Source organism: Vibrio sp. R10-SG-ISO4 (genome assembly GCF_059834135.1).
Genome location: NZ_JCBDHJ010000023.1, coordinates 84488 through 104299, shown reverse-complemented (window position 1 = coordinate 104299; position 19812 = coordinate 84488). Strand labels below are relative to the sequence as shown.

The 19812-nt window shown below is 49.4% G+C and carries 18 protein-coding genes; 12 read left to right on the top strand and 6 right to left on the bottom strand.

The window, feature by feature from the left end; all coding sequences use genetic code 11:
* The first annotated feature begins 118 nt into the window (after positions 1-118).
* The 4 genes from galE (at position 119) to galM (ending at position 4581) form a co-directional block, all read left to right on the top strand.
* Positions 119-1138, top strand: coding sequence for a UDP-glucose 4-epimerase GalE (gene galE, locus AC6R03_RS17260; protein WP_500633719.1), 1020 nt, complete (start codon positions 119-121; stop codon positions 1136-1138).
* A gap of 85 nt (positions 1139-1223) precedes the next feature.
* The gene (locus AC6R03_RS17255; protein ID WP_500631544.1) at positions 1224-2276 is read left to right on the top strand and encodes a UDP-glucose--hexose-1-phosphate uridylyltransferase; all 1053 of its coding nucleotides are present in this window, start codon (positions 1224-1226) and stop codon (positions 2274-2276) included.
* Between the two features lie 73 nt (positions 2277-2349).
* Positions 2350-3510, top strand: a complete 1161-nt coding sequence (gene galK / locus AC6R03_RS17250; protein WP_500631543.1) for a galactokinase — start codon at positions 2350-2352, stop codon at positions 3508-3510.
* Positions 3511-3519: 9 nt separating this feature from the next.
* Positions 3520-4581, top strand: a complete 1062-nt coding sequence (gene galM / locus AC6R03_RS17245; protein WP_500631542.1) for a galactose-1-epimerase — start codon at positions 3520-3522, stop codon at positions 4579-4581.
* A gap of 59 nt (positions 4582-4640) precedes the next feature.
* Here galM and AC6R03_RS17240 read toward each other — a convergent pair whose 3' ends face one another.
* Both AC6R03_RS17240 and AC6R03_RS17235 read right to left on the bottom strand, forming a co-directional pair.
* The gene (locus AC6R03_RS17240; protein WP_500631541.1) at positions 4641-5642 is read right to left on the bottom strand and encodes a substrate-binding domain-containing protein; all 1002 of its coding nucleotides are present in this window, start codon (positions 5640-5642) and stop codon (positions 4641-4643) included.
* Positions 5643-5792: 150 nt separating this feature from the next.
* Entirely contained in the window at positions 5793-6350 is a 558-nt protein-coding gene (locus AC6R03_RS17235; protein WP_500631540.1) for a gamma-glutamylcyclotransferase family protein, read from the bottom strand.
* A gap of 236 nt (positions 6351-6586) precedes the next feature.
* Here AC6R03_RS17235 and AC6R03_RS17230 point away from each other — a divergent pair, with 236 nt between their 5' ends.
* On the top strand, positions 6587-7771 hold the full coding sequence (locus AC6R03_RS17230) for an NnrS family protein (protein WP_500631539.1): 1185 nt from the start codon (positions 6587-6589) through the stop codon (positions 7769-7771).
* Between the two features lie 101 nt (positions 7772-7872).
* Here AC6R03_RS17230 and dapD read toward each other — a convergent pair whose 3' ends face one another.
* Positions 7873-8904: a 2,3,4,5-tetrahydropyridine-2,6-dicarboxylate N-succinyltransferase gene (dapD, locus tag AC6R03_RS17225; RefSeq protein WP_500631538.1), complete on the bottom strand. Its 1032-nt coding sequence runs from the start codon at positions 8902-8904 to the stop codon at positions 7873-7875.
* Between the two features lie 333 nt (positions 8905-9237).
* Positions 9238-9849: a peroxiredoxin C gene (locus tag AC6R03_RS17220; protein WP_487901725.1), complete on the bottom strand. Its 612-nt coding sequence runs from the start codon at positions 9847-9849 to the stop codon at positions 9238-9240.
* Positions 9850-10049: 200 nt separating this feature from the next.
* On the opposite strand from AC6R03_RS17220, the gene AC6R03_RS17215 reads away from it, so the two are divergent.
* The 4 genes from AC6R03_RS17215 (at position 10050) to AC6R03_RS17200 (ending at position 15722) form a co-directional block, all read left to right on the top strand.
* Positions 10050-10955, top strand: a complete 906-nt coding sequence (locus AC6R03_RS17215) for a hydrogen peroxide-inducible genes activator (RefSeq protein WP_500631537.1) — start codon at positions 10050-10052, stop codon at positions 10953-10955.
* A gap of 639 nt (positions 10956-11594) precedes the next feature.
* Positions 11595-13259, top strand: coding sequence for a malate synthase A (gene aceB / locus AC6R03_RS17210; RefSeq protein ID WP_500631536.1), 1665 nt, complete (start codon positions 11595-11597; stop codon positions 13257-13259).
* Between the two features lie 187 nt (positions 13260-13446).
* Positions 13447-14760, top strand: a complete 1314-nt coding sequence (gene aceA / locus AC6R03_RS17205) for an isocitrate lyase (RefSeq protein ID WP_487901723.1) — start codon at positions 13447-13449, stop codon at positions 14758-14760.
* A 182-nt stretch (positions 14761-14942) separates the two neighbouring features.
* Positions 14943-15722 (top strand): TSUP family transporter, encoded by a 780-nt coding sequence (locus tag AC6R03_RS17200; protein WP_500631535.1) that lies wholly within the window; start codon positions 14943-14945, stop codon positions 15720-15722.
* Positions 15723-15829: 107 nt separating this feature from the next.
* Here AC6R03_RS17200 and grcA read toward each other — a convergent pair whose 3' ends face one another.
* Positions 15830-16207 carry an autonomous glycyl radical cofactor GrcA gene (grcA, locus tag AC6R03_RS17195; protein ID WP_334551405.1) on the bottom strand — a complete coding sequence of 126 codons (378 nt, stop codon included), beginning with the start codon at positions 16205-16207 and terminating at the stop codon, positions 15830-15832.
* A 324-nt stretch (positions 16208-16531) separates the two neighbouring features.
* On the opposite strand from grcA, the gene nfo reads away from it, so the two are divergent.
* The 3 genes from nfo to AC6R03_RS17180 all read left to right on the top strand — a co-directional run bounded on the left by nfo (position 16532) and on the right by AC6R03_RS17180 (position 19027).
* Positions 16532-17425 (top strand): deoxyribonuclease IV, encoded by an 894-nt coding sequence (gene nfo, locus AC6R03_RS17190; RefSeq protein ID WP_500631534.1) that lies wholly within the window; start codon positions 16532-16534, stop codon positions 17423-17425.
* 256 nt (positions 17426-17681) lie between these two features.
* Positions 17682-18368: a uracil-DNA glycosylase gene (ung, locus tag AC6R03_RS17185; RefSeq protein ID WP_500631533.1), complete on the top strand. Its 687-nt coding sequence runs from the start codon at positions 17682-17684 to the stop codon at positions 18366-18368.
* A 107-nt stretch (positions 18369-18475) separates the two neighbouring features.
* Positions 18476-19027: a hemerythrin domain-containing protein gene (locus tag AC6R03_RS17180; RefSeq protein WP_500631532.1), complete on the top strand. Its 552-nt coding sequence runs from the start codon at positions 18476-18478 to the stop codon at positions 19025-19027.
* Positions 19028-19091: 64 nt separating this feature from the next.
* Here the strand turns inward: AC6R03_RS17180 and AC6R03_RS17175 are convergent, their stop codons facing one another.
* Positions 19092-19274 (bottom strand): DUF3545 family protein, encoded by a 183-nt coding sequence (locus tag AC6R03_RS17175; RefSeq protein ID WP_500626993.1) that lies wholly within the window; start codon positions 19272-19274, stop codon positions 19092-19094.
* Between the last annotated feature and the right edge of the window lie 538 nt (positions 19275-19812).

The window sequence follows — 19812 nt, the reverse complement described above, 5'->3', positions numbered from 1 at the left end:
TTTGTGGAAACGTTTACACAATGAGAAATTGATCACGGAAACTAGGCGCAAATGATTGCTAGACTTTTGAGCAAGCAGAGTCATTTCTGAGCGATTGCGAACCAGAGCGAGGCAAACAGTGAAAGTATTAGTAACGGGTGGAATGGGTTACATCGGTAGCCATACATGTGTACAGATGATCGAAGCAGGCATGGAGCCTGTGATTATCGACAACCTCTGCAATGCCAATCAAGAAGTGTTGAACCGTATTGAAGCACTCACCAAGGTGAAGCCGATTTTTCATCAAGGTGATGTGCGCGATGAGGCGTTTCTCGATGGTGTTTTTGCTCAGCATGACATTGCCGCCGTGATTCATTTTGCCGGATTGAAAGCGGTCGGGGAGTCGGTAGCCAAGCCACTCGAATACTATGACAACAACGTGAATGGCTCCTTGGTGTTGGCGCGCTGCATGCGTAAAGCGGGCGTGAAAAGCTTAGTGTTTAGCTCTTCCGCGACAGTGTATGGCGACCCGGCTAGCGTTCCGATCACCGAAGAGTCACCGACAGGCGCGACGACCAACCCATACGGTCGCAGTAAGTACATGGTCGAGCAGTGCTTATCGGATCTCTTTGCGGCGGAAAACGATTGGAGCATTACCTTGCTGCGCTATTTCAATCCGGTCGGCGCCCATCCATCAGGCTCAATGGGAGAGGACCCACAAGGCATTCCAAATAATTTGATGCCTTTCATCGCTCAAGTTGCGGTGGGGCGGCGAGAGAAATTGTCGGTCTTTGGCAGTGACTACCCAACACCCGATGGCACCGGAGTGCGTGACTACATTCATGTGATGGATTTAGCGGATGGGCACATCGCAGCGTTGAAATCGGTAGGCGCGCGCGCTGGGTTGCACATTTTTAATTTGGGGACCGGCCAAGGCTCCAGTGTGCTTGAGATGGTCAATGCCTTTAGCCAAGCCTGCGGTCAGCCGATTGCGTATGAGCTGTGCCCAAGACGCCCAGGAGATATTGCCCAGTGCTTTGCCAGCACCGAGAAAGCAGAGCGAGAGCTGGGTTGGAAAGCGAGCCGCAGCGTCGCGGATATGACGGCCGATACATGGAAATGGCAGTCCACAAACCCTCAAGGTTACGGCGCGTCATAACGCGCAGCGAGCCGAGCTGGGCATGAGTTAGGCAAAGGTTAAGCAAACAGTTAAGAGTTTTTGTGTTTAAGGTTGAGTAAGTAAGATGTCGAATATTGAATTTAATCCTGTGGATCACCCACATCGTCGCTATAACCCATTGACTGGGCAGTGGATATTAGTCTCGCCTCATCGAGCAAAACGCCCTTGGAGTGGCGCGGATGAAAAGCCCGCGCAGGATGCATTGCCTCGTTACGATGCGCACTGTTTTCTTTGTCCTACCAACACTCGTATCTCTGGCGATGTGAATCCTGATTACCGCGGCACCTACGTGTTCAATAACGACTTTGCCGCTCTGATGGTTGATTCTCCTGACGCACCAGAATCTGAAAATCCGCTATTTAAAACCCAAGGTGTGCGAGGCTTGAGCCGCGTGATCTGCTTCTCTCCCGATCACAGCAAAACCTTGCCGGAATTACCCGTGGCTCAAATTCGTGGGGTGATTGACACTTGGAATGAACAGATTGAAGAGTTAGGCCAAGAGTACCTCTGGGTTCAGGCGTTTGAAAACAAAGGCGAGACCATGGGCTGCTCTCAGCCACACCCACATGGTCAAATCTGGGCCAACAGCTTTCTGCCGAATGAAATTGAACGCAAAGAGCGCCACCTTAAAGCCTACTTCGAAGAGCACGGGCGCAACTTGTTGGTTGATTATGTCCAAGCCGAGTTGAAAGACGGATCGCGCATTGTGGTCGATACTGAGCATTGGATCGCCGTAGTGCCTTACTGGGCCGCTTGGCCGTTTGAGACCATGCTGTTACCCAAAGCGCACATCCGCCGCATGAGTGAACTCAGTGATGTTCAGCGTGATGATCTCGCGCTGGCGATCAAAAAGTTAACCAGTCGCTATGATAACTTGTTCCAGTGCTCTTTCCCTTATTCGATGGGCTGGCATTACGCGCCATTTTTTGAACAAGGGACGGACATTGAGCACTGGCAACTGCACGCACTCTTCTACCCACCGTTGCTGCGCAGCGCCACGGTAAGAAAATTTATGGTCGGCTATGAGATGCTGGCAGAAAGCCAGCGTGACTTAACTGCAGAGCAAGCCGCGCAGCGTCTAAGAGACGTCAGTGACGTGCATTACAAAGAGGCCTAAGCCGAGTCTGTTAAGCGTGAACGCCGCACGTGGCGTTGACCCACCGAATGCTATTTTTTAAGAGAAGAACCTTATGTCTGAACTGATCCAAAATGTGAAGAGCTCGTTCGAGAAGGTGCTAGGCTATGCGCCATCGCACATTATTCAAGCGCCGGGGCGCGTCAACTTGATTGGTGAGCACACCGACTACAACGACGGCTTTGTTCTCCCTTGTGCGATTAACTATCAAACGGTGGTGGCGGCGTCAAAGCGTGACGATAACCTCGTGCGCGTGGTGTCGGTTGATTACGGCAACGCCGTGGATGAGTTCGATATCACCCAAGCCATCACCTTTACGCAAGACAAAATGTGGGCCAACTACATTCGCGGTGTGGTCAAGTGTCTGTTGGCGCGAGGGTACACCTTCAACGGCGCGGACATTTCGGTCAGTGGTAATGTACCTCAAGGTGCGGGTCTCAGCTCTTCAGCCGCGTTGGAAGTGGTCATTGGTCAGACGTTTAAAGAGTTGTACAAGCTTGATATTTCTCAAGCCGAAATCGCACTCAACGGTCAGCAGGCGGAGAATGAGTTTGTGGGGTGTAACTGCGGCATCATGGATCAAATGATCTCCGCTGAAGGGCAAGAAAATCATGCGATGTTGCTAGATTGCCGTACGCTAGAGACTCAATCAGTATCGATGCCTGCAGAGATGGCGGTGGTGATCATCAACTCGAATAAAAAACGCGGGCTAGTCGATAGTGAATACAACACTCGCCGCGAGCAGTGTGAAGATGCCGCACGTATTTTCGGTGTGCCTGCGCTGCGCGATGTCACTATTGAGGAGTTCAATGCCAAAGCATCCGAGCTCGATGCCATGGTGGCCAAACGTGCACGTCATGTCATTACCGAAAACGATCGCACTTTAGAAGCGGCACAAGCGCTGAGAAACAATGACATCAAACGCATGGGTGAGCTGATGGCCAAATCGCACGCCTCGATGCGTGACGATTTTGAAATCACCGTCAAAGAGATCGATGTGTTAGTCGAGATGGTCAAAAAGGTCATCGGTGACCAAGGCGGCGTACGGATGACCGGCGGTGGTTTTGGTGGCTGTATTGTAGCGCTTGTTCCGCCCGCGCTGGTGGGAGATGTTCGCGCCGTCGTTGAGGCGCAATACGAAGCGCAAACGGGGCTCAAAGCGTCGATCTATGTTTGCCAAGCCAAGCAAGGCGCTGGCCTGGTTACAGCAGAATAAGGAAAACCCATGACTCATGCTCTATTTGAGACCATGACGGCGCAGCCAGCCTATGATGGTGAGGCAGCGCAGTTGGTCGAATTGAACAACGCAGTGGGGACTCGCGTTGTGCTGATGGACATCGGAGCCACTTGGCTCAGTTGTCGTTTGCCTTTGGCGAGCGGGGAGCAACGTGAAGTGTTACTTGGTGTAGGGGCCATGGAAGACTTCCAGCGCCAACAAGGTTACTTGGGGGTAACCGTTGGACGTTATGCGAACCGTATCGCCAATGGTTTTTTTCAGATAGAGGGTGAGTCCTATCAAGTGTCGACCAATCAAGCGGGTAATTGTCTGCATGGCGGTGCCGAAGGGTTTGATAAGCGACGCTGGCAGATCGTTGAGCGCAGCGAACAGCACGTTTTGTTTGCGTTGCACTCGAAAGATGGCGATCAAGGCTTTCCCGGCAATGTCACTGTTTCGGTGCGTTATCTGCTCAGCGACGACAATGCGCTGCACATTGACTATTTGGCGACCAGTGATAAAACCACGCCAATCAATCTCACCAATCACGGTTACTTCAATCTCAATGGCACCACTAGCGGGCTGGATGCGCGCGCGCATACCCTCTCTATTGAAGCCGACTACTACCTACCTACCACCGAGGTCGGGATTCCTTTGGGTGATCTGGTGAGCGTCGAAGGCACCAGTTTCGATTTTCACCAACCTAAATCGGTTGCGGCAGACCTACTGGCTGACACGCAGCAGCAGCAAGCCAAAGGCTACGATCACAGCTTCTTTCTCGCCCCAGAACGAGAGGTAAAGGCGCCGATCGCAACCTTAACAAGCCAAGATGAGCGCGTCAGCGTCAGTGTCATCACCACGCAGCCGGCGATTCAACTTTATACTGGCAACTGGTTAGGCGGTGCGCCAAGACGAGAAGGGGGCGAATATCAAGATTATGCGGGCATTGCGCTAGAAACCCAGTTTTTGCCTGACTCGCCCAACCACCCAGAGTGGCCGCAACCAAGTTGCTTGTTAAAGCCGAAAGAGCAGTATCGTCAGCAGACCATTTATCAGTTTATGTGTCATTAATACAACCGCCCTCAATGGAGGGCGGTCTCATAAGGTTTATCTCGCGGACAAGGTGCTGCTTATGACAGCCGCTCTACGGAATTTCTGCGCACCACCGTGGGCGAAAAAATGATGGTGTCGCTCTCTTCCGGTTCACCTTTGGCGAGTGCAAGGGCGAGCCTTGCGGCCTTCTCGGCCATCATCTGAATGGGGTAACGCACTGTCGTCAGCCTTGGATGAACATAGCGAGCAATCAAGCCATCATCGAACCCCATCATCGAAACCTGCTGCGGCACAGCAATGCCATTTTCATCGAGTACCGACAATGCGCCCGCCGCCATGTAATCGTTGTAAGCGACGACGCCAGTGATGGTCAACGACTTGGTGAGTAGGTTGGTCATTGCGATTTCACCGCCATCACTATTGGGCTCACCGTACTCAATATACGCCTTGGAGAGATCGATCTTATGGTCTTTGAGCGCCGCTAAATACCCTTCAATACGTTGGCCCGAGTCTTCAATTTGATGCGAGGAGGCGATGCAGGCGATGTGTTTGTGGCCGTTACGAATCAGGTATTCCGTTGCGAGGTAGGCGCCTTTGTGGTTATCCAAAGAGATGCAACGTTCTGCGAGCGCAGGGATATGACGATTGATGATCACCATGCCTTTCACTTCTTTGGCATAGCCCTGAAGCTCTTCATCAGATAAGGCTTTTGAGTGGATGACTAACGCATCGCAGCGGTTATTGATCAAAAGCTCAATGGCTCGGCGCTCATCCTCTAAGCTGTGGTAGCCGTTGCCGACCAAGATATGCTTGCCATGCTCATGAGCAACGTTGTCGACCGCTTTGACTAACGTACCGAAAAACGGATCAGAGACATCCCCCACCAAAACGCCGACCGTATTGGTGCTTTGGCTCACTAAGGCTCTGGCTGCCGCGTTTGGGCGATAGCCCAGTTTGCTCATTGCTTGCGTGACGGCCGCGATGGAGGACTTGCTTGCTTTGGGGGATTTATTAATGACGCGTGATACCGTGGCGACCGACACACCGGCTTCTTTTGCGACGTCTTTGATTGTTGCCATCTTGAACCTCGTTTTCTGATGCGTTCATTAAACACCCATTGTGAAAATGACGCAATCATTGCGCGGTTTTAACGATGCAAATACGAGCCCTAGCGCTTGTTTTTACTGCTTTTAGGCTAGGTGTAAACGTTTCAAAATATCGCGCTTATTTCACCTGACGATAGCCACCAACGCATCGATATGCGGATGGTGCGCTTGGGTGACGCCCGCTAGGTTGCCATACTTCGGCTGGTGGCGATCATTTTCCAGTGGATGATGCCAGCCAAACGTTGAGTGGATAAACTGCTCGGCAAAGTTCTCGGAGATCTCCAAACAACCAGCCAACACGGTATCGACGTAGGTTTGCATGATGGGCATCAGTGAGCAAGGGGGGGCGGGCGCGTCTTTTATGTAGACCCAAACGCTGTCTTCGCGAGTAAGCGGTTGCGTCGTTTCAATATTGGCGTGGTGGATCGCCACGCGATGATAGCCGCGCTCACGGCGATCAAATTCGCTTATCTCGCCCGGTGAGATGGCGAGCAAAACGCCATTCACTAAGCCTTCCCCTCGATCAACCACCAAGGGGGAGAGGGTGTAACTGTCGTCCACTTTTCCCCAATAGCGTTTAAACCCGTGCACGACACTGGGAATAGCTGGAGCGGTTTTGCCTGTGAGTTGGCGTGAGGCGGAATTCATCAAACTGCCGTAACCGAAAATGTAGTGCGCCATGACTTTCTCCTCTGTTTTTTCTTTTAAGCTACCTTGCTCGCATACAAATGAAAAGCATCAATGTTGCGCATGTCCAGTTCGAGTTGATGTAACTAAGACATCGATATGTGTGTCATTTAGACATCAAAGATTGAGCTGATTACGTTTATCTTATTGATTCTATTAGATTGATTAAATGGTCTAATTATTGCTGTTAGTGGAGTCTTACTGATAGGGCCGCGTGTGGAGATTTAGGCTTGATTACGATTACAGATAAACAGCAGGAAGAGCGCATTACGCCCATTTGGCGCTTAGGGTTTCGTCCATTTTTTCTACTCGGCAGCGTCTACGCCATCGTGGCAATCGTTGGCTGGGTGTGGATGTTTCAGACTGGCCAGCCAGAAGCTCTGCAAGTGCTAGCTTTGTGGTGGCATGTGCATGAAATGGTGTTTGGCTTTGCAATAGCGATTGTGGCCGGTTTTCTGCTCACCGCGGTGCAAAACTGGACGGGAATCCAAGGTACAAAAGGTCCCTGCTTGATGCTACTGAGCCTACTTTGGCTTGTGCCGCGTGGCCTGTTTTGGGCGCCTGTGCCTCTGTGGATCACTGCCACTATTGAAGCGCTATTTTTGCTGCTATTGGCCTATGAGGTCGGAAGGCGAGTGGTCAAAGCGAAAGGGTGGCGAAACTTGTTCTTTGTGCCGCTTATTGTGTTGGCGCTGGTGGCGAACTTTGCAAGTTATGCCGTAGTCAAAGGCGTTGCGCCATTTGCGCCAAGTAGCGTCTGGCAGGCGATGCTGTGGTGGTTCACCTTGCTGTTATCGGTCATGGGCGGCAGAGTGATCCCTTTCTTTACGGCGCGGCGTTTTGAGTTTACGCAAAGTGAACGTCTAGTGTGGCTAGAGTGGTGTGCCAATGGGCCACTCATAGCCCTGTTCATATTGAGCTTCTTCCCTTTAACTATGGCGCAAGTTGGTGCGCTGCTGATGGGGTTGGCCGGAGCTGCGCAGTCGATTCGGTTATACCGCTGGCGACCTTGGCGCACGTTTAGTGAGCCCTTGGTGTGGTCGCTGCATGCTAGCTACGCGTGCATACCGCTGAGCTTGTTACTGCGCGCCGCAATGGACGACCCTTTTGCCACCCATACGCTGCTGCATTTGTTTGCCATTGGCGCGCTTGGCGGCGTCATTCTGGCAATGATTGCACGCGTTACCATGGGGCATACCGGTCGCTCGATTTATCAAGGGCCCAATATGTGCTGGGCTTTTTCTGCGCTGTTGTGCGCGGCGTTAGTGCGTGCGGTGCTGGTCGTGATATGGCCGGAGCATATGATCGGTTGGGTTAACCTCAGCGCAGGGTTATGGGTATTCGCCTTTGGGCTTTATGTGGTGAAGTTTGTGCCGATGTTACTCAAACCAAGAGTCGATGGTCACCCCGGTTGAGCGCATTCATACAAAGAGTGTGAGAATAAACAGAAGAGACGAATAGAAAAAGGGTTGGCATGGTGCCAACCCTTAATTGTCGTTGATGACCTAGTGCATCATTAGTTGTTGCTGTGCAGTTCTGAGTTAAGCTCTACCGCCGTTTTGTTGGCAAGGCACTCGATTTGACCGGTCACCGAGTTGCGGCGGAACAGCAGATCCGAAACGCCTGCGAGGTCACGAGCTTTCACCACTTCGACTTCGTTACCTTGTGAATCAAGCATGCGCACTTTAGAACCCGCCGTCACGTAAAGACCAGACTCAACCGTACAACGATCGCCCAGTGGGAAACCAAGACCCGCGTTCGCGCCAAGTAGCGAGTTCTCACCAATCGAGACCACGACAGTACCGCCGCCTGATAGGGTACCCATGATAGACGCACCGCCACCGATATCCGAACCGTCACCCACAACCACACCCGCAGAGATACGGCCTTCTACCATGCTCACACCTGTGGTACCGGCGTTGAAGTTAATAAAGCCTTCGTGCATCACGGTGGTGCCTTCACCGACGTGTGCGCCAAGACGAACGCGTGAGGTGTCTGCAATACGAACGCCCGCAGGCACAACGTAATCCACCATTTTCGGGAACTTGTCGACACAATCGACCGTCAAAGTACGACCTGCTAGGCGTGCATCCATTTGACGCTCAGCCAATTCTGGTAGATCGATTGGGCCTTCGTTGGTCCATGCGATGTTGTGCAGTAGGCCAAAGATGCCATCCAGCACCGTGCCATGTGGCTTAACTAGGCGGTGGGAAATCAGCTGTAGCTTGAGGAAACCTTCCGCTACGGATGCTGGTTTGTCATCTGTCGCAAGTACCACAAGGACTAATGGTTGAGCAGACTGCGCCGCTTTTTCTGCAAACGAGGCGTTCGCCACATCACCGTGAGCAGCAAAGGCAATGGCAAGCTCTGCACTTTGCGCCGCAGAGATTTCGATGGCCTGGTTACCTTGCTCGTAACCTGCCACGGTCGCTACTGCGTCAATCAGCGCATCCGCTGGGTTGAGCACTGGGTTTGGAAAAAACGCTTCGATGATTTTTCCGTCACGGTTTTTAGTCGCGCTACCAAACGCAAGTGAGAAGTAAGCCATGTTGAATCTCCATTGTCTAAATTAGGCATTAGCGGGGGTGCCGCTATCAATTGAATTCATCATAAAGAGACCGCCCCAGAACTTAAAGACCGAGGATCGATAAAGTCCGTAAGTCGATATTTTTTGTCTCTTTAGCGATATGTAGTCTCTTTAGCGATATATGGCTTCTTTAGCCATATAAGCTAATCCTGAATGTAAAAAGCCCACACCGAAGTGTGGGCTTACTTTGAGACTTTACTAAACTGATTGGCGTTGCGCTTATTGCGCATTATGCGTTGTCGCTTTATATCGTCCAACCATAGCGTCCAGTGAGCTTGGACGCCGGAGGCAAAATTACTTTTTGCCTAGGTCTGAAGAGTGCTCAGATAGGAATGCTGCCACACCTTTTGGTGATGCATCCATACCTGCTTTACCTTCTTCCCATTGTGCTGGGCATACTTCACCGTGTGTTTGGTGGAAGTTTAGTGCGTCTACCATACGTAGCATTTCGTCGATGTTACGACCTAGAGGAAGATCGTTCACAACTTGGTGACGAACAAGACCGTCTTCATCGATTAGGAACGAACCACGGAAAGCCACACCTGCTTCTGGGTGCTCTACGTCGTACGCTTTACAGATTTCGTGTTTCACGTCTGCAATCAGTGGGTATTTCACCTGACCGATACCGCCATCTTCGATAGCAGTGTTACGCCATGCGTTGTGAGAGAATTGAGAATCGATAGAAACACCGATCACTTCAACGCCTTTCGCTTTGAAATCTTCGTAGCGGTTATCAAAAGCGATCAGCTCAGATGGGCAAACGAATGTGAAGTCTAGCGGGTAGAAGAAAACAACCGCTTTCTTACCTTTTGTAAACTCTGCAAAGTTGAAGTTTTCAACGATTTCACCGTTACCTAGAACAGCTGCTGCAGTAAAATCAGGGGCTTGACGACCTACTAGTACCATTTTTATTGCTCCTAAAAGTATGGTTTGTTCCAAGCATTGGAGTGGTCTCCTTTGCTTAGTCCGTGTTTTTGCGAGACAAAGTGTAGTACAAATTGTAGTATTGAAATAAATGAATTAATTAGATTAAGTTAATCGAAAAAAGCGATAATGCCAAAAGGGTTAACTGGATCAATGCCTAGCTAGAAGTTATCAATAAATCTATGAATAAGTGGCCTAGCCTCAAGCAGTTACATTATTTGGTGACTCTGCATGAAACCCGTCATTTTAGCGATGCCGCTGAAAAATGCTTCGTCAGTCAATCAACCCTAAGTAAAGGCATTCAGAATTTAGAAGATCTGATTGGCTGCCCCCTCTACGAAAAGAAAGACAAAAAAAGCCCGTTAGTGTTCACCCATGTTGGCGAGCAAGTGGTCAAGCATGCACGTGAATTGCTTGCTCGTGGCCAAGATCTCGCGGAGCTTGGCCGTCTTTGCCAAGAAGATGAGATGCATGGGCAGTTAAAAGTGGGCTGCATACCGACGATTGCGCCCTTTCTTCTCTGTGACTTGGTGCAAGAGGTCAACACACGCTTTCCCAACTTGCATCTTCTATTACGTGAAGATACCACGACCAATTTGCTTGCCGCGCTGCGTCAGGGAGAGTTGGATGTGCTGATTCTCGCCATGCCAGTGGACATCGGTGAGATGGAAAGCAAAATTGTGGGCAGCGATCCATTTCGTATGATCATCAGCCGCCATCAAGCGGACGCGATCCGCATTCCGATTAAGTACGCTGATCTGCCGGACGAATCGGTCTTCTTACTAGAACGAGAGCACTGCCTGACCGAACATGCTGTCTCTGCCTGTCAATTAACCGACAAAGAGAAGATCAATCCGTTCTCTGCCACCAGTCTACATACGTTAGTGCAGATGGTGGCGAATGGACTCGGTACTACTTTTATTCCACAAATGGCCATCGACCACGGTCTTATCGACAACCAAAACTTGGTGGTGGTGGATGCCCCTGGGCAGCAAGCCCATCGTCATATCGGGCTGGTTTGGCGCCCAAGTTCGTCACGTGTGGCGACTTTTCATCGTCTAGCTGATGTGGTTTCACAACTGCTCTAGCAAATAGTCGTAAGGCTATTGCGTTCTGTTGTTGCGATTTCTCGCTAAAATGCACACTGCTTTTTCGGGTAAAGTTAGCATTTTATTCTGTTCGTAAACTTTGACGTGTAAAATTTCACAACAAAACTTTGATGAAGCTTTCATTAAATTGTGAAATTTCACACTGTCAATTTTACAGTCCAAACAAAAGGGGCTGTTTAATCTTTGTCCTTCTAGGGCGCTCAAAGTCATCTGAGACAGGCGTTACCCCTTTCTATAAAAAATCAAACGTTCGTTTGAAACGCGTTCACATGCCTAATTTTACTGTAATTAAATTACGTAACTTGTTACGAGTTTGACACAGAAATAGGGCCTTTATCTCGATCGGGATAAAACTTTGAATTTAACGTTTTGTTTACTTTAGGTCTTTTACTCTATCCAGGTTTGGTATAGCTTAAATGCAGGCCTAGTAAGACTTATGTCTAGATTGCAAACCCAGAGAAGGTTAGTGAAAGTAGAGCCGGACAAGAAAAAATAAGCGGATAAAAACAGCAGCGACACTGAGCAAGTCGGAATGCAAAAGTGTTGTTTAATAGTTACAAATGAACATTCGCTAAGAAACGTGAATCATACAAGAGAGCAAAAATAAGGGACATCACTATGCTTGCAAACACACCAGACAGAGACACCCTATCACAGGACCCAAATGGTCAAGCTCGTCGCAATAAAATGAGCGCCCAAGAAGGCATGCTTGAGGTTACTGGCTCCCTTTCGCCACAACATCAGGCAATTTTCCCTGTTGAAGCCCAAACCCTATTATCTCTGTTGTGTGAGCAGTTTGCGCCGCGTGTGGATGAGCTGCTGGCGGCACGTGAAGTACGCCAAGCGGCCATCGATGGTGGGCAACTCCCAGACTTTTTGCCTGAGACGCAAGACATCCGTGAAGGCAGTTGGAAGATCTTAGGGATTCCTGACGATCTGCAAGATCGCCGAGTAGAAATTACCGGCCCGACAGACAGAAAAATGGTCATTAACGCTTTGAATGCCAACGTTAAAGTGTTCATGGCCGACTTCGAAGACTCTATGTCACCTGCTTGGGATAAAGTGTTGGACGGACAAATTAACTTGCGCGACGCGGTAAGAGGGGAGATCAGTTACACCAACCCTGACAATGGCAAGCACTACCAATTGAATGACGATCCAGCGGTGTTGATTTGTCGTGTACGTGGTCTCCATTTAAAAGAGAAACACGTGACGTTTAACGGCCAAATTATCCCCGGAGCTCTGTTTGATTTCGCGCTCTACTTCTACAACAACTACCAAGCGCTTCTTAAAAAAGGCAGCGGCCCTTACTTCTACATTCCCAAGTTGCAATCCCACAAAGAAGCGCAGTGGTGGAGTGAGGTGTTCCATTTCACCGAAGATTACTTTGGTCTGGATACGGGCACCATTAAGGCTACCGTTTTGATTGAAACCTTGCCTGCGGTATTCGAAATGGACGAGATCCTCTTTGTGCTCAAAGAGCACATTGTTGGCCTCAACTGTGGCCGTTGGGACTACATCTTCAGTTACATCAAAACATTGAAAAAGCACCCAGATCGCGTGTTGCCAGACCGCCAAGTGGTCACGATGGACAAGCCGTTTTTGAACGCCTACTCACGCTTGTTAGTGCGCACTTGTCACAAACGCGGTGCCTTTGCGATGGGGGGAATGGCGGCCTTTATTCCAGCCAAAGATCCAGTACAAAACCAGCGCGTGCTAGACAAAATTCAAAACGACAAATCGCTAGAGGCGAATAATGGTCACGATGGCACTTGGGTCGCTCACCCAGGTCTTGCGGATACCGCAATGGCGGTGTTTAGCCAAGTGCTTGGCGAGCGCCGAAATCAATTGGATGTCACACGAGAAGACGATGCGCCTATCACGGCAGAGCAGCTACTTGCCCCGTGTGAAGGCGAGCGCACCGAAGAAGGGATGCGACACAATATTCGCGTCGCGCTGCAATACATCGAGGCGTGGATCTCGGGCAACGGCTGCGTTCCCATCTACGGCTTAATGGAAGATGCCGCGACCGCTGAGATCTCTCGCGCCTCTATTTGGCAATGGATAGCGCACGGCAAAACCCTTGATAACGGTCAAGTGGTCACCAAAGCCTTGTTTGAACAATACCTCTCTCAAGAGATCGAGGTGGTGAAACAGGAAGTGGGCGAAGCGCGTTATCAAGCGGGGCGCTTTACCGAGGCGGCTGACTTGATGGCCAAGATGACCACCAGTGATGAGTTGGGGAATTTCCTCACCATCCCAGGCTATGACTACTTAGATTAACCACGGATTTACCCATAACAATCGTTTACCTATAAGTATCGTTTACCGGTAACTATCGTTTTATTAATAACAATAACGTGAATGCAGATGGCGGGTAAGGTTGTACCGCCACACCATCTAATAAAAGAAACAAAAGGATCGTGCGCCGCCCCTACCGGCAAGCACTCTAAACAAGAGGGATAGACCAATGACAAACTTAACTCGTCGCCAACAAATCGAAGCTCTAGAAAAAGACTGGGCAACCAATCCACGCTGGAAGCATGTGAAACGTCCATACACGGCTGAAGAAGTGGTCGAACTACGCGGCTCTATGGTGCCGGCTAACACCATCGCTCAGCGCGGTGCAGATAAATTGTGGTCATTGGTCAATGGCAGCGCCAAAAAAGGCTACGTGAACTGTTTGGGTGCACTGACCGGTGGTCAAGCAGTACAACAAGCCAAAGCTGGGATTGAAGCGATTTATCTCTCAGGTTGGCAGGTGGCAGCGGACAACAACACCGCGTCTACCATGTACCCAGACCAATCGCTCTACCCGGTAGATTCGGTCCCTTCAGTGGTGAAACGCATCAATAACTCGTTCCGTCGCGCTGACCAGATCCAGTGGTCAAACGGTAAATCACCCGAAGATGAAGGCGGCATTGATTACTTCTTGCCTATCGTTGCTGATGCAGAAGCTGGTTTTGGTGGTGTACTCAACGCGTATGAGTTGATGAAGTCGATGATCGATGCGGGCGCCGCGGGGGTGCACTTTGAAGACCAGCTAGCGTCAGTGAAAAAATGTGGCCATATGGGCGGTAAAGTATTAGTACCGACTCAAGAAGCGGTGCAGAAATTAGTGGCAGCGCGCCTGGCCGCCGACGTCTCGGGCACGACTACCTTAGTGATTGCACGTACCGATGCGAACGCCGCCGATTTATTGACCTCTGACTGTGACCCATACGATGCGGACTTTATTGTTGGAGAACGTACACAAGAAGGCTTCTACCGAGTACGCGCTGGCATCGACCAAGCGATTGCGCGTGGTCTTGCTTACGCTCCGTATGCGGATCTCATCTGGTGTGAAACCGCTACGCCGTGTCTTGAAGAAGCGCGTAAGTTTGCTGAAGCGATTCATGCCGAGTACCCAGATCAACTGTTGGCGTACAACTGCTCGCCATCATTCAACTGGGAGAAAAACTTGGATGCAGAGACCATCGCCAAGTTCCAACAAGAACTGTCGGATATGGGCTACAAGTACCAGTTCATCACTCTAGCGGGTATCCACAACATGTGGTTCAACATGTTCGAACTGGCGCACGACTATGCGAAAGGCGAAGGCATGCGCCACTACGTGGAGAAAGTGCAGCGTCCTGAGTTCCAAGCGGCAGAAAAAGGCTATACCTTCGTTGCGCACCAACAAGAAGTGGGCACCGGGTACTTTGATAAGATGACCAACACCATCCAAGGTGGTCAATCATCAGTGACTGCATTAACCGGTTCAACCGAAGAAGATCAATTCTAGTAGTCCCCACCCTTATGAGTCTTATGTGGGATAACAAAATGCAGGCTGTTATCCCCATGACTCAACTGTTTAGGCATTTGTATTGACATGCTTTTGAGCGGCCATCGGTCGCTCTTTTTTGTTTTCCATCATCAAGTCACCAGTGGTACTCTGCGCATCTTACCCCTTATCAACTGATCGTCATGGAACTCACCTTAGATGTTTTCACCCTGCTGTTTTTTGTCGCGGCATTCGCTGGCTTTATTGATGCGATGGCAGGGGGAGGCGGGCTTATTACGCTTCCGGCTTTGTTGGCCGTAGGCATCACGCCAGCACAGGCGTTGGCGACCAATAAGCTACAAAGCTCATTTGGGAGCTTCTCCGCAACTTGGTATTTTGTTCGGCGCGGCATTGTTAATTTGAAAGCGATGCGCCTTGCGATTCTCTGCACCTTTGTCGGCGCTGCACTTGGCGCCCAAGTCGTGCAATACATTGATGCTGGCGTCTTAACCAGCTTGATTCCGCTGCTGCTGGTGGCGATCTCGCTCTATTTTCTTTTGATGCCAAAGACTAAGGAGCAATCGGGCGAGCCTCGACTCTCTGAAGCGATGTTTGCACTCTCGGTCGGTGGGGGCGTGGGGTTCTACGACGGTTTTTTTGGGCCGGGGACAGGTTCGATTTTTACGGTTTGCTTTGTCGCGTTAGGCCACTACTCCTTAGTGGATGCGACGGCAAGAACCAAAGTACTGAACTTTACGTCAAACATCGCCGCGCTGTTACTGTTCGTTCTGGCAGGTTTACCGATTTGGGAGCTAGGGCTAGTGATGGCGGTCGGCGGTTTTCTCGGCGCTAGATTGGGGGCGAAAGTGGTGATCGCGCAAGGTCAGAAGTGGATTCGCCCGCTGGTCATTATTATGTCGATGTTGATGGCGCTGAAGTTACTCTGGGAACAGCATCAGAGTACCATTTTGGCTTGGTTTTAGAGCGCAGAATTCAATCAAAGCACTGTGAATAGATTAGAAAAAAAAACAGTCGATTAGAGAATAAAAAACGGCGCGAGATGCGCCGTTTTTTTATGATGGTGTCGAGCTTACAAAGACTCGGTAAATGTACGAGCAATAACGTCGCGCTGCTGTTCAGGCGTCAGTGAGTTGAAACGCACTGCGTAACCAGAAACACGAATGGTTAGCTGAGGGTATTTCTCAGGGTGAGCAACGGCGTCTTCAAGGGTTTCACGCTTAAGAACGTTGACGTTTAGGTGCTGACCACCTTCGATCTTTGGTGCCGTTTCAATGGCTACTTCACGGCTTTCGTACTCACCCAATTCGTTAATCGCTACGACTTGGTCTGCTTCGTAGCCAGTGTTTGCCGCTACGCAGCGTGCTTCATTTTTCTCGCTGTCTAGTAGCCAGATTGAGTTAAGTAGTGCGTCGTTTGCTGCTTTAGTAATCTGAATGCCTTGAATCATTACTGTCTCCTAGTCCACTCTTGGGTGGTGAGTTGGTGTTAACTTTCGAATTTCGTTGAGCTACGTATTATATAGCGAATGTCCCTTATGATAGTATTGATTTAGGTCAAAAAACAACTAAAAGCATTAATTATTTTAAGGTTAATTCTTTGCGGTAAATCAATAAAACCTTTAAAAATAGTACTTTAAAAAATATTTTATAATATTAACTATTTTTGAATGTTATAAATGTTGTAAATTTACTACATTTTGCATGTGTTGATTGAGACGCAGACGATAAGTTGTTGTAATTCCATCCCCGAACTGAAAGTGTAAAGTGATTAAATGACAATCTCATCATCGAACAGTGATAGAAAATGGGTCGGCGCGCATGTTTCCGCCGCGGGTGGTGTCGATATGGCACCGATTCGCGCTCATGATATTGGCGCCAACGCCTTTGCTTTGTTCACCAAAAATCAACGCCAGTGGGCGGCGAAGCCACTCGACGCAGAGACCATCGCGCGTTTTAAAGCCAACTGCAAAAAGTACGGCTTTACACATGAGCAAATCTTACCGCATGACTCCTACCTGATTAATCTTGGTGCGCCTGAAGAGGAAAAGCTCGAAAAATCTAGAGTGGCATTTATTGATGAAATGTGGAGATGTCAGCAGTTAGGACTGAGCTTGTTGAATTTTCATCCTGGGAGTCATTTAAAGAAGCTTTCTGAGCAAGCGTGTTTAGCGAGGATCGCCGAGTCGATCAATCTCGCCCATCAAGCGGTGCCAGATGTTGTCGCAGTGATCGAAAATACAGCAGGCCAAGGCACGAACCTTGGTTGGCGCTTTGAGCATTTGGCGCAGATCATTGAACAGGTGGACGATAAAACTCGGGTGGGCGTTTGCCTCGATACTTGCCACACCTTTGCCGCTGGCTATGATCTTCGCAGTGTTGAGGCATGTGAAGCGACGTTTTCCGAGTTTGATCAAGTGGTCGGCATGCACTATTTACGGGCGATGCACATCAATGATTCAAAGTCGGCCTTGGGCAGCAAAGTGGATCGCCACCATGCGCTGGGCGAGGGGGAGATTGGCTGGCCATGTTTTGACTATATCGCCAATGATGCACGGTTTGATTCTATCCCTTTGATATTAGAAACAATTAAGCCTGATCTTTGGCCTGATGAAATTGCGCGTTTGCGCCGCATCGATCAAAAATCATCGGTAAATGTCTCAGCGTAACTAAAATTGGCACCAATCTTTCATAGTAAATAGTGATGTTACTCACAAGAGGGTGCCTATTATGCCTCATTCAGTTGTTACACCTGCGATCCGTTTTGCACGTTTACCTATGCCCAACCGTCATGTGAATGGTCAAGGACATCATCGTTCGCCGCAACCTAAGCGTTAAGTGGGGTTAGCTCGCCTAACAGAGGGCTTTGCTCTTATTATAACTTTTGCGACAATCCGCTGACTGATTGGACAAAAGGAACAGACAATGATCCCTTCACTCACGTGGCAAGATGTGATTGGTGAGCAAAAGCAGCAGACCTATTTTCAAGACACTCTCGCGTTTGTTGACGCAGAGCGTGCGGCGGGCAAAGCGATTTTCCCGCCAGCGAAAGATGTCTTTAACGCGTTTCGAGCGACCGAGTTTGGCGATGTGAAAGTCGTGATCTTGGGCCAAGATCCCTATCATGGTCCTAATCAGGCGCACGGGCTGTGTTTTTCTGTCCTGCCGGGTATCAAGACGCCGCCATCGCTCGCCAATATGTACAAAGAGTTGGCGCAAGACATCGATGGCTTTCAGATTCCTCAACACGGTTATTTGCAACGCTGGGCAGAGCAAGGGGTACTGCTTCTGAATACGGTTCTGACCGTGGAGCAAGGTAAAGCGCATTCGCACGCCAAAACCGGGTGGGAGACCTTTACGGATGCCGTGATTGATGCGATCAACCGCCATCAACAAGGCGTTGTTTTCTTGTTGTGGGGCGCGCATGCGCAAAAGAAAGGCCGTTTTATTGACCGTAACCAACATCATGTATTGACGGCGCCGCACCCTTCACCGTTATCGGCGCATCGTGGCTTTTTGGGCTGTGGGCACTTTTCGGCGACCAACGAACGGCTTGTCGCGCAAGGAAAAACACCGATTGATTGGCAGCTGCCTCAAACTGTTGAGGTATAAAGCCATACAAAAATAATGGTAAAGATGTTGTTTTTTCGAACAGCATCAAAATACGCTTTGCGTTTCTCTAATACACTGTTTACGTGTCGGTGTTAAGGAGAAACGCTATGATGATTGAACGGATAAGGCGAGAGCATGGATACATGGTGCGTTTGCTCGCCATACTTCGCCATAAATTGAACCAGTTAAAAGACGAGCGTCCCGTTAATTACGCGGTTCTGCGTGAAATCGTCGATTATCTGGCGACCCACTCTGAACGGGTCCATCACCCGAAAGAAGACATTCTCTATCACTACTACCAATCGCATTATGGTCAACACCATAAGATTGATGATCTTGAATACGATCATCAGGCGCTATCAGAAAAGACCCATGATTTTTTGCAAACGGTGGATATGGTCTTGCAAGATGCAGTGATCCCGCAGCAGGTCTTCATTGACCAGTTAGAGTCGTTCCTCAATATGCAAAAACAGCACCTCGAAATGGAAGAAAAGCAGGTCTTCCCGTACTTAATGGATGTCTTTACGGTAGAGGATTGGCAGGCAGTCGAAGCTCAGTGGAGTGTGTGCGAAGACGACCCAGTGTTTGGTGAGACGATAGCAGAGCAATACCAACAGTTGGCAGAGCGCATTCATCAAACTGAGCACGAGTGTACGTGATCCTTTGCTGTTCCTAGCGCGTGAAAAGCAGAAAGAGAGGCTCAAGGCCTCTCTTTCTTAATTCTTAGTATTCGATGCTCTCCACATCGTCAAAACCGATATCCATATCCATCAGCTCTTTCTTTAGCCGTTGACGATCTTTGATTGCTTCGATTTCTCGCCACTTACGTTTAACGGGTTTAGAGCGCGCTGCTCGTGCGCGCGGCGCCTCATAGTCCATAAAGTCATCAAAATTTAAGCCTTCCATAAGCTACCTCATTTTATCGTTATGACCGTCCTAAACGGGGTAAATTCTTAATACCACTCAACGTGGAGACTAACCATGATTCGTTTCTCATTTGTTACGTTTCGATGAAGTTTTTTCTGACTTTTCTTCACTGAATCACAAAAAACCGTGCTTGAGGTGGTTGAAATTTGTTCAAATGAGTTCACGCAAACGATTAAATGCGAAAAAAGTGGATGTTAAAGGCTTGTGGAGGTGATTAGGGTTGTGCGTGTCTCTTGCCATACAAGAGTGGCATTAAACCATACTTCATTTTTTATCTTGATGCTCAGTGCATCGAGAGCCTCGCAAGCTATGCGGAGTAAGGGGTTGTCTGTTGCTTTGGCGGCATTAATAGGTCGTCATTGGCAAGACTCTGTGCGTTGTTAATTTTTTATTGAGTTGTTTTGTTGTTGTGTGGTTTTTGTGCTTGTTTGTGTTAACTGTTGGTGATTTTACGGTGAAAAATAACAAGCTTAGTCTCACTGTTGCGTATTGATTTTTGTTTGCTCAGGTTGCATTA

Coding starts and splice junctions, on each gene's coding strand:
- AC6R03_RS17255 (WP_500631544.1), top strand. CDS start 1,224: ATGTCGAATATTGAATTTAATCCTGTGGATCACCCACATCGTCGCTAT.
- galK (WP_500631543.1), top strand. CDS start 2,350: ATGTCTGAACTGATCCAAAATGTGAAGAGCTCGTTCGAGAAGGTGCTA.
- galM (WP_500631542.1), top strand. CDS start 3,520: ATGACTCATGCTCTATTTGAGACCATGACGGCGCAGCCAGCCTATGAT.
- AC6R03_RS17240 (WP_500631541.1), bottom strand. CDS start 5,642: ATGGCAACAATCAAAGACGTCGCAAAAGAAGCCGGTGTGTCGGTCGCC.
- AC6R03_RS17235 (WP_500631540.1), bottom strand. CDS start 6,350: ATGGCGCACTACATTTTCGGTTACGGCAGTTTGATGAATTCCGCCTCA.
- dapD (WP_500631538.1), bottom strand. CDS start 8,904: ATGGCTTACTTCTCACTTGCGTTTGGTAGCGCGACTAAAAACCGTGAC.
- AC6R03_RS17220 (WP_487901725.1), bottom strand. CDS start 9,849: ATGGTACTAGTAGGTCGTCAAGCCCCTGATTTTACTGCAGCAGCTGTT.
- AC6R03_RS17215 (WP_500631537.1), top strand. CDS start 10,050: ATGAATAAGTGGCCTAGCCTCAAGCAGTTACATTATTTGGTGACTCTG.
- aceB (WP_500631536.1), top strand. CDS start 11,595: ATGCTTGCAAACACACCAGACAGAGACACCCTATCACAGGACCCAAAT.
- aceA (WP_487901723.1), top strand. CDS start 13,447: ATGACAAACTTAACTCGTCGCCAACAAATCGAAGCTCTAGAAAAAGAC.
- AC6R03_RS17200 (WP_500631535.1), top strand. CDS start 14,943: ATGGAACTCACCTTAGATGTTTTCACCCTGCTGTTTTTTGTCGCGGCA.
- grcA (WP_334551405.1), bottom strand. CDS start 16,207: ATGATTCAAGGCATTCAGATTACTAAAGCAGCAAACGACGCACTACTT.
- nfo (WP_500631534.1), top strand. CDS start 16,532: ATGACAATCTCATCATCGAACAGTGATAGAAAATGGGTCGGCGCGCAT.
- ung (WP_500631533.1), top strand. CDS start 17,682: ATGATCCCTTCACTCACGTGGCAAGATGTGATTGGTGAGCAAAAGCAG.
- AC6R03_RS17180 (WP_500631532.1), top strand. CDS start 18,476: ATGATGATTGAACGGATAAGGCGAGAGCATGGATACATGGTGCGTTTG.
- AC6R03_RS17175 (WP_500626993.1), bottom strand. CDS start 19,274: ATGGAAGGCTTAAATTTTGATGACTTTATGGACTATGAGGCGCCGCGC.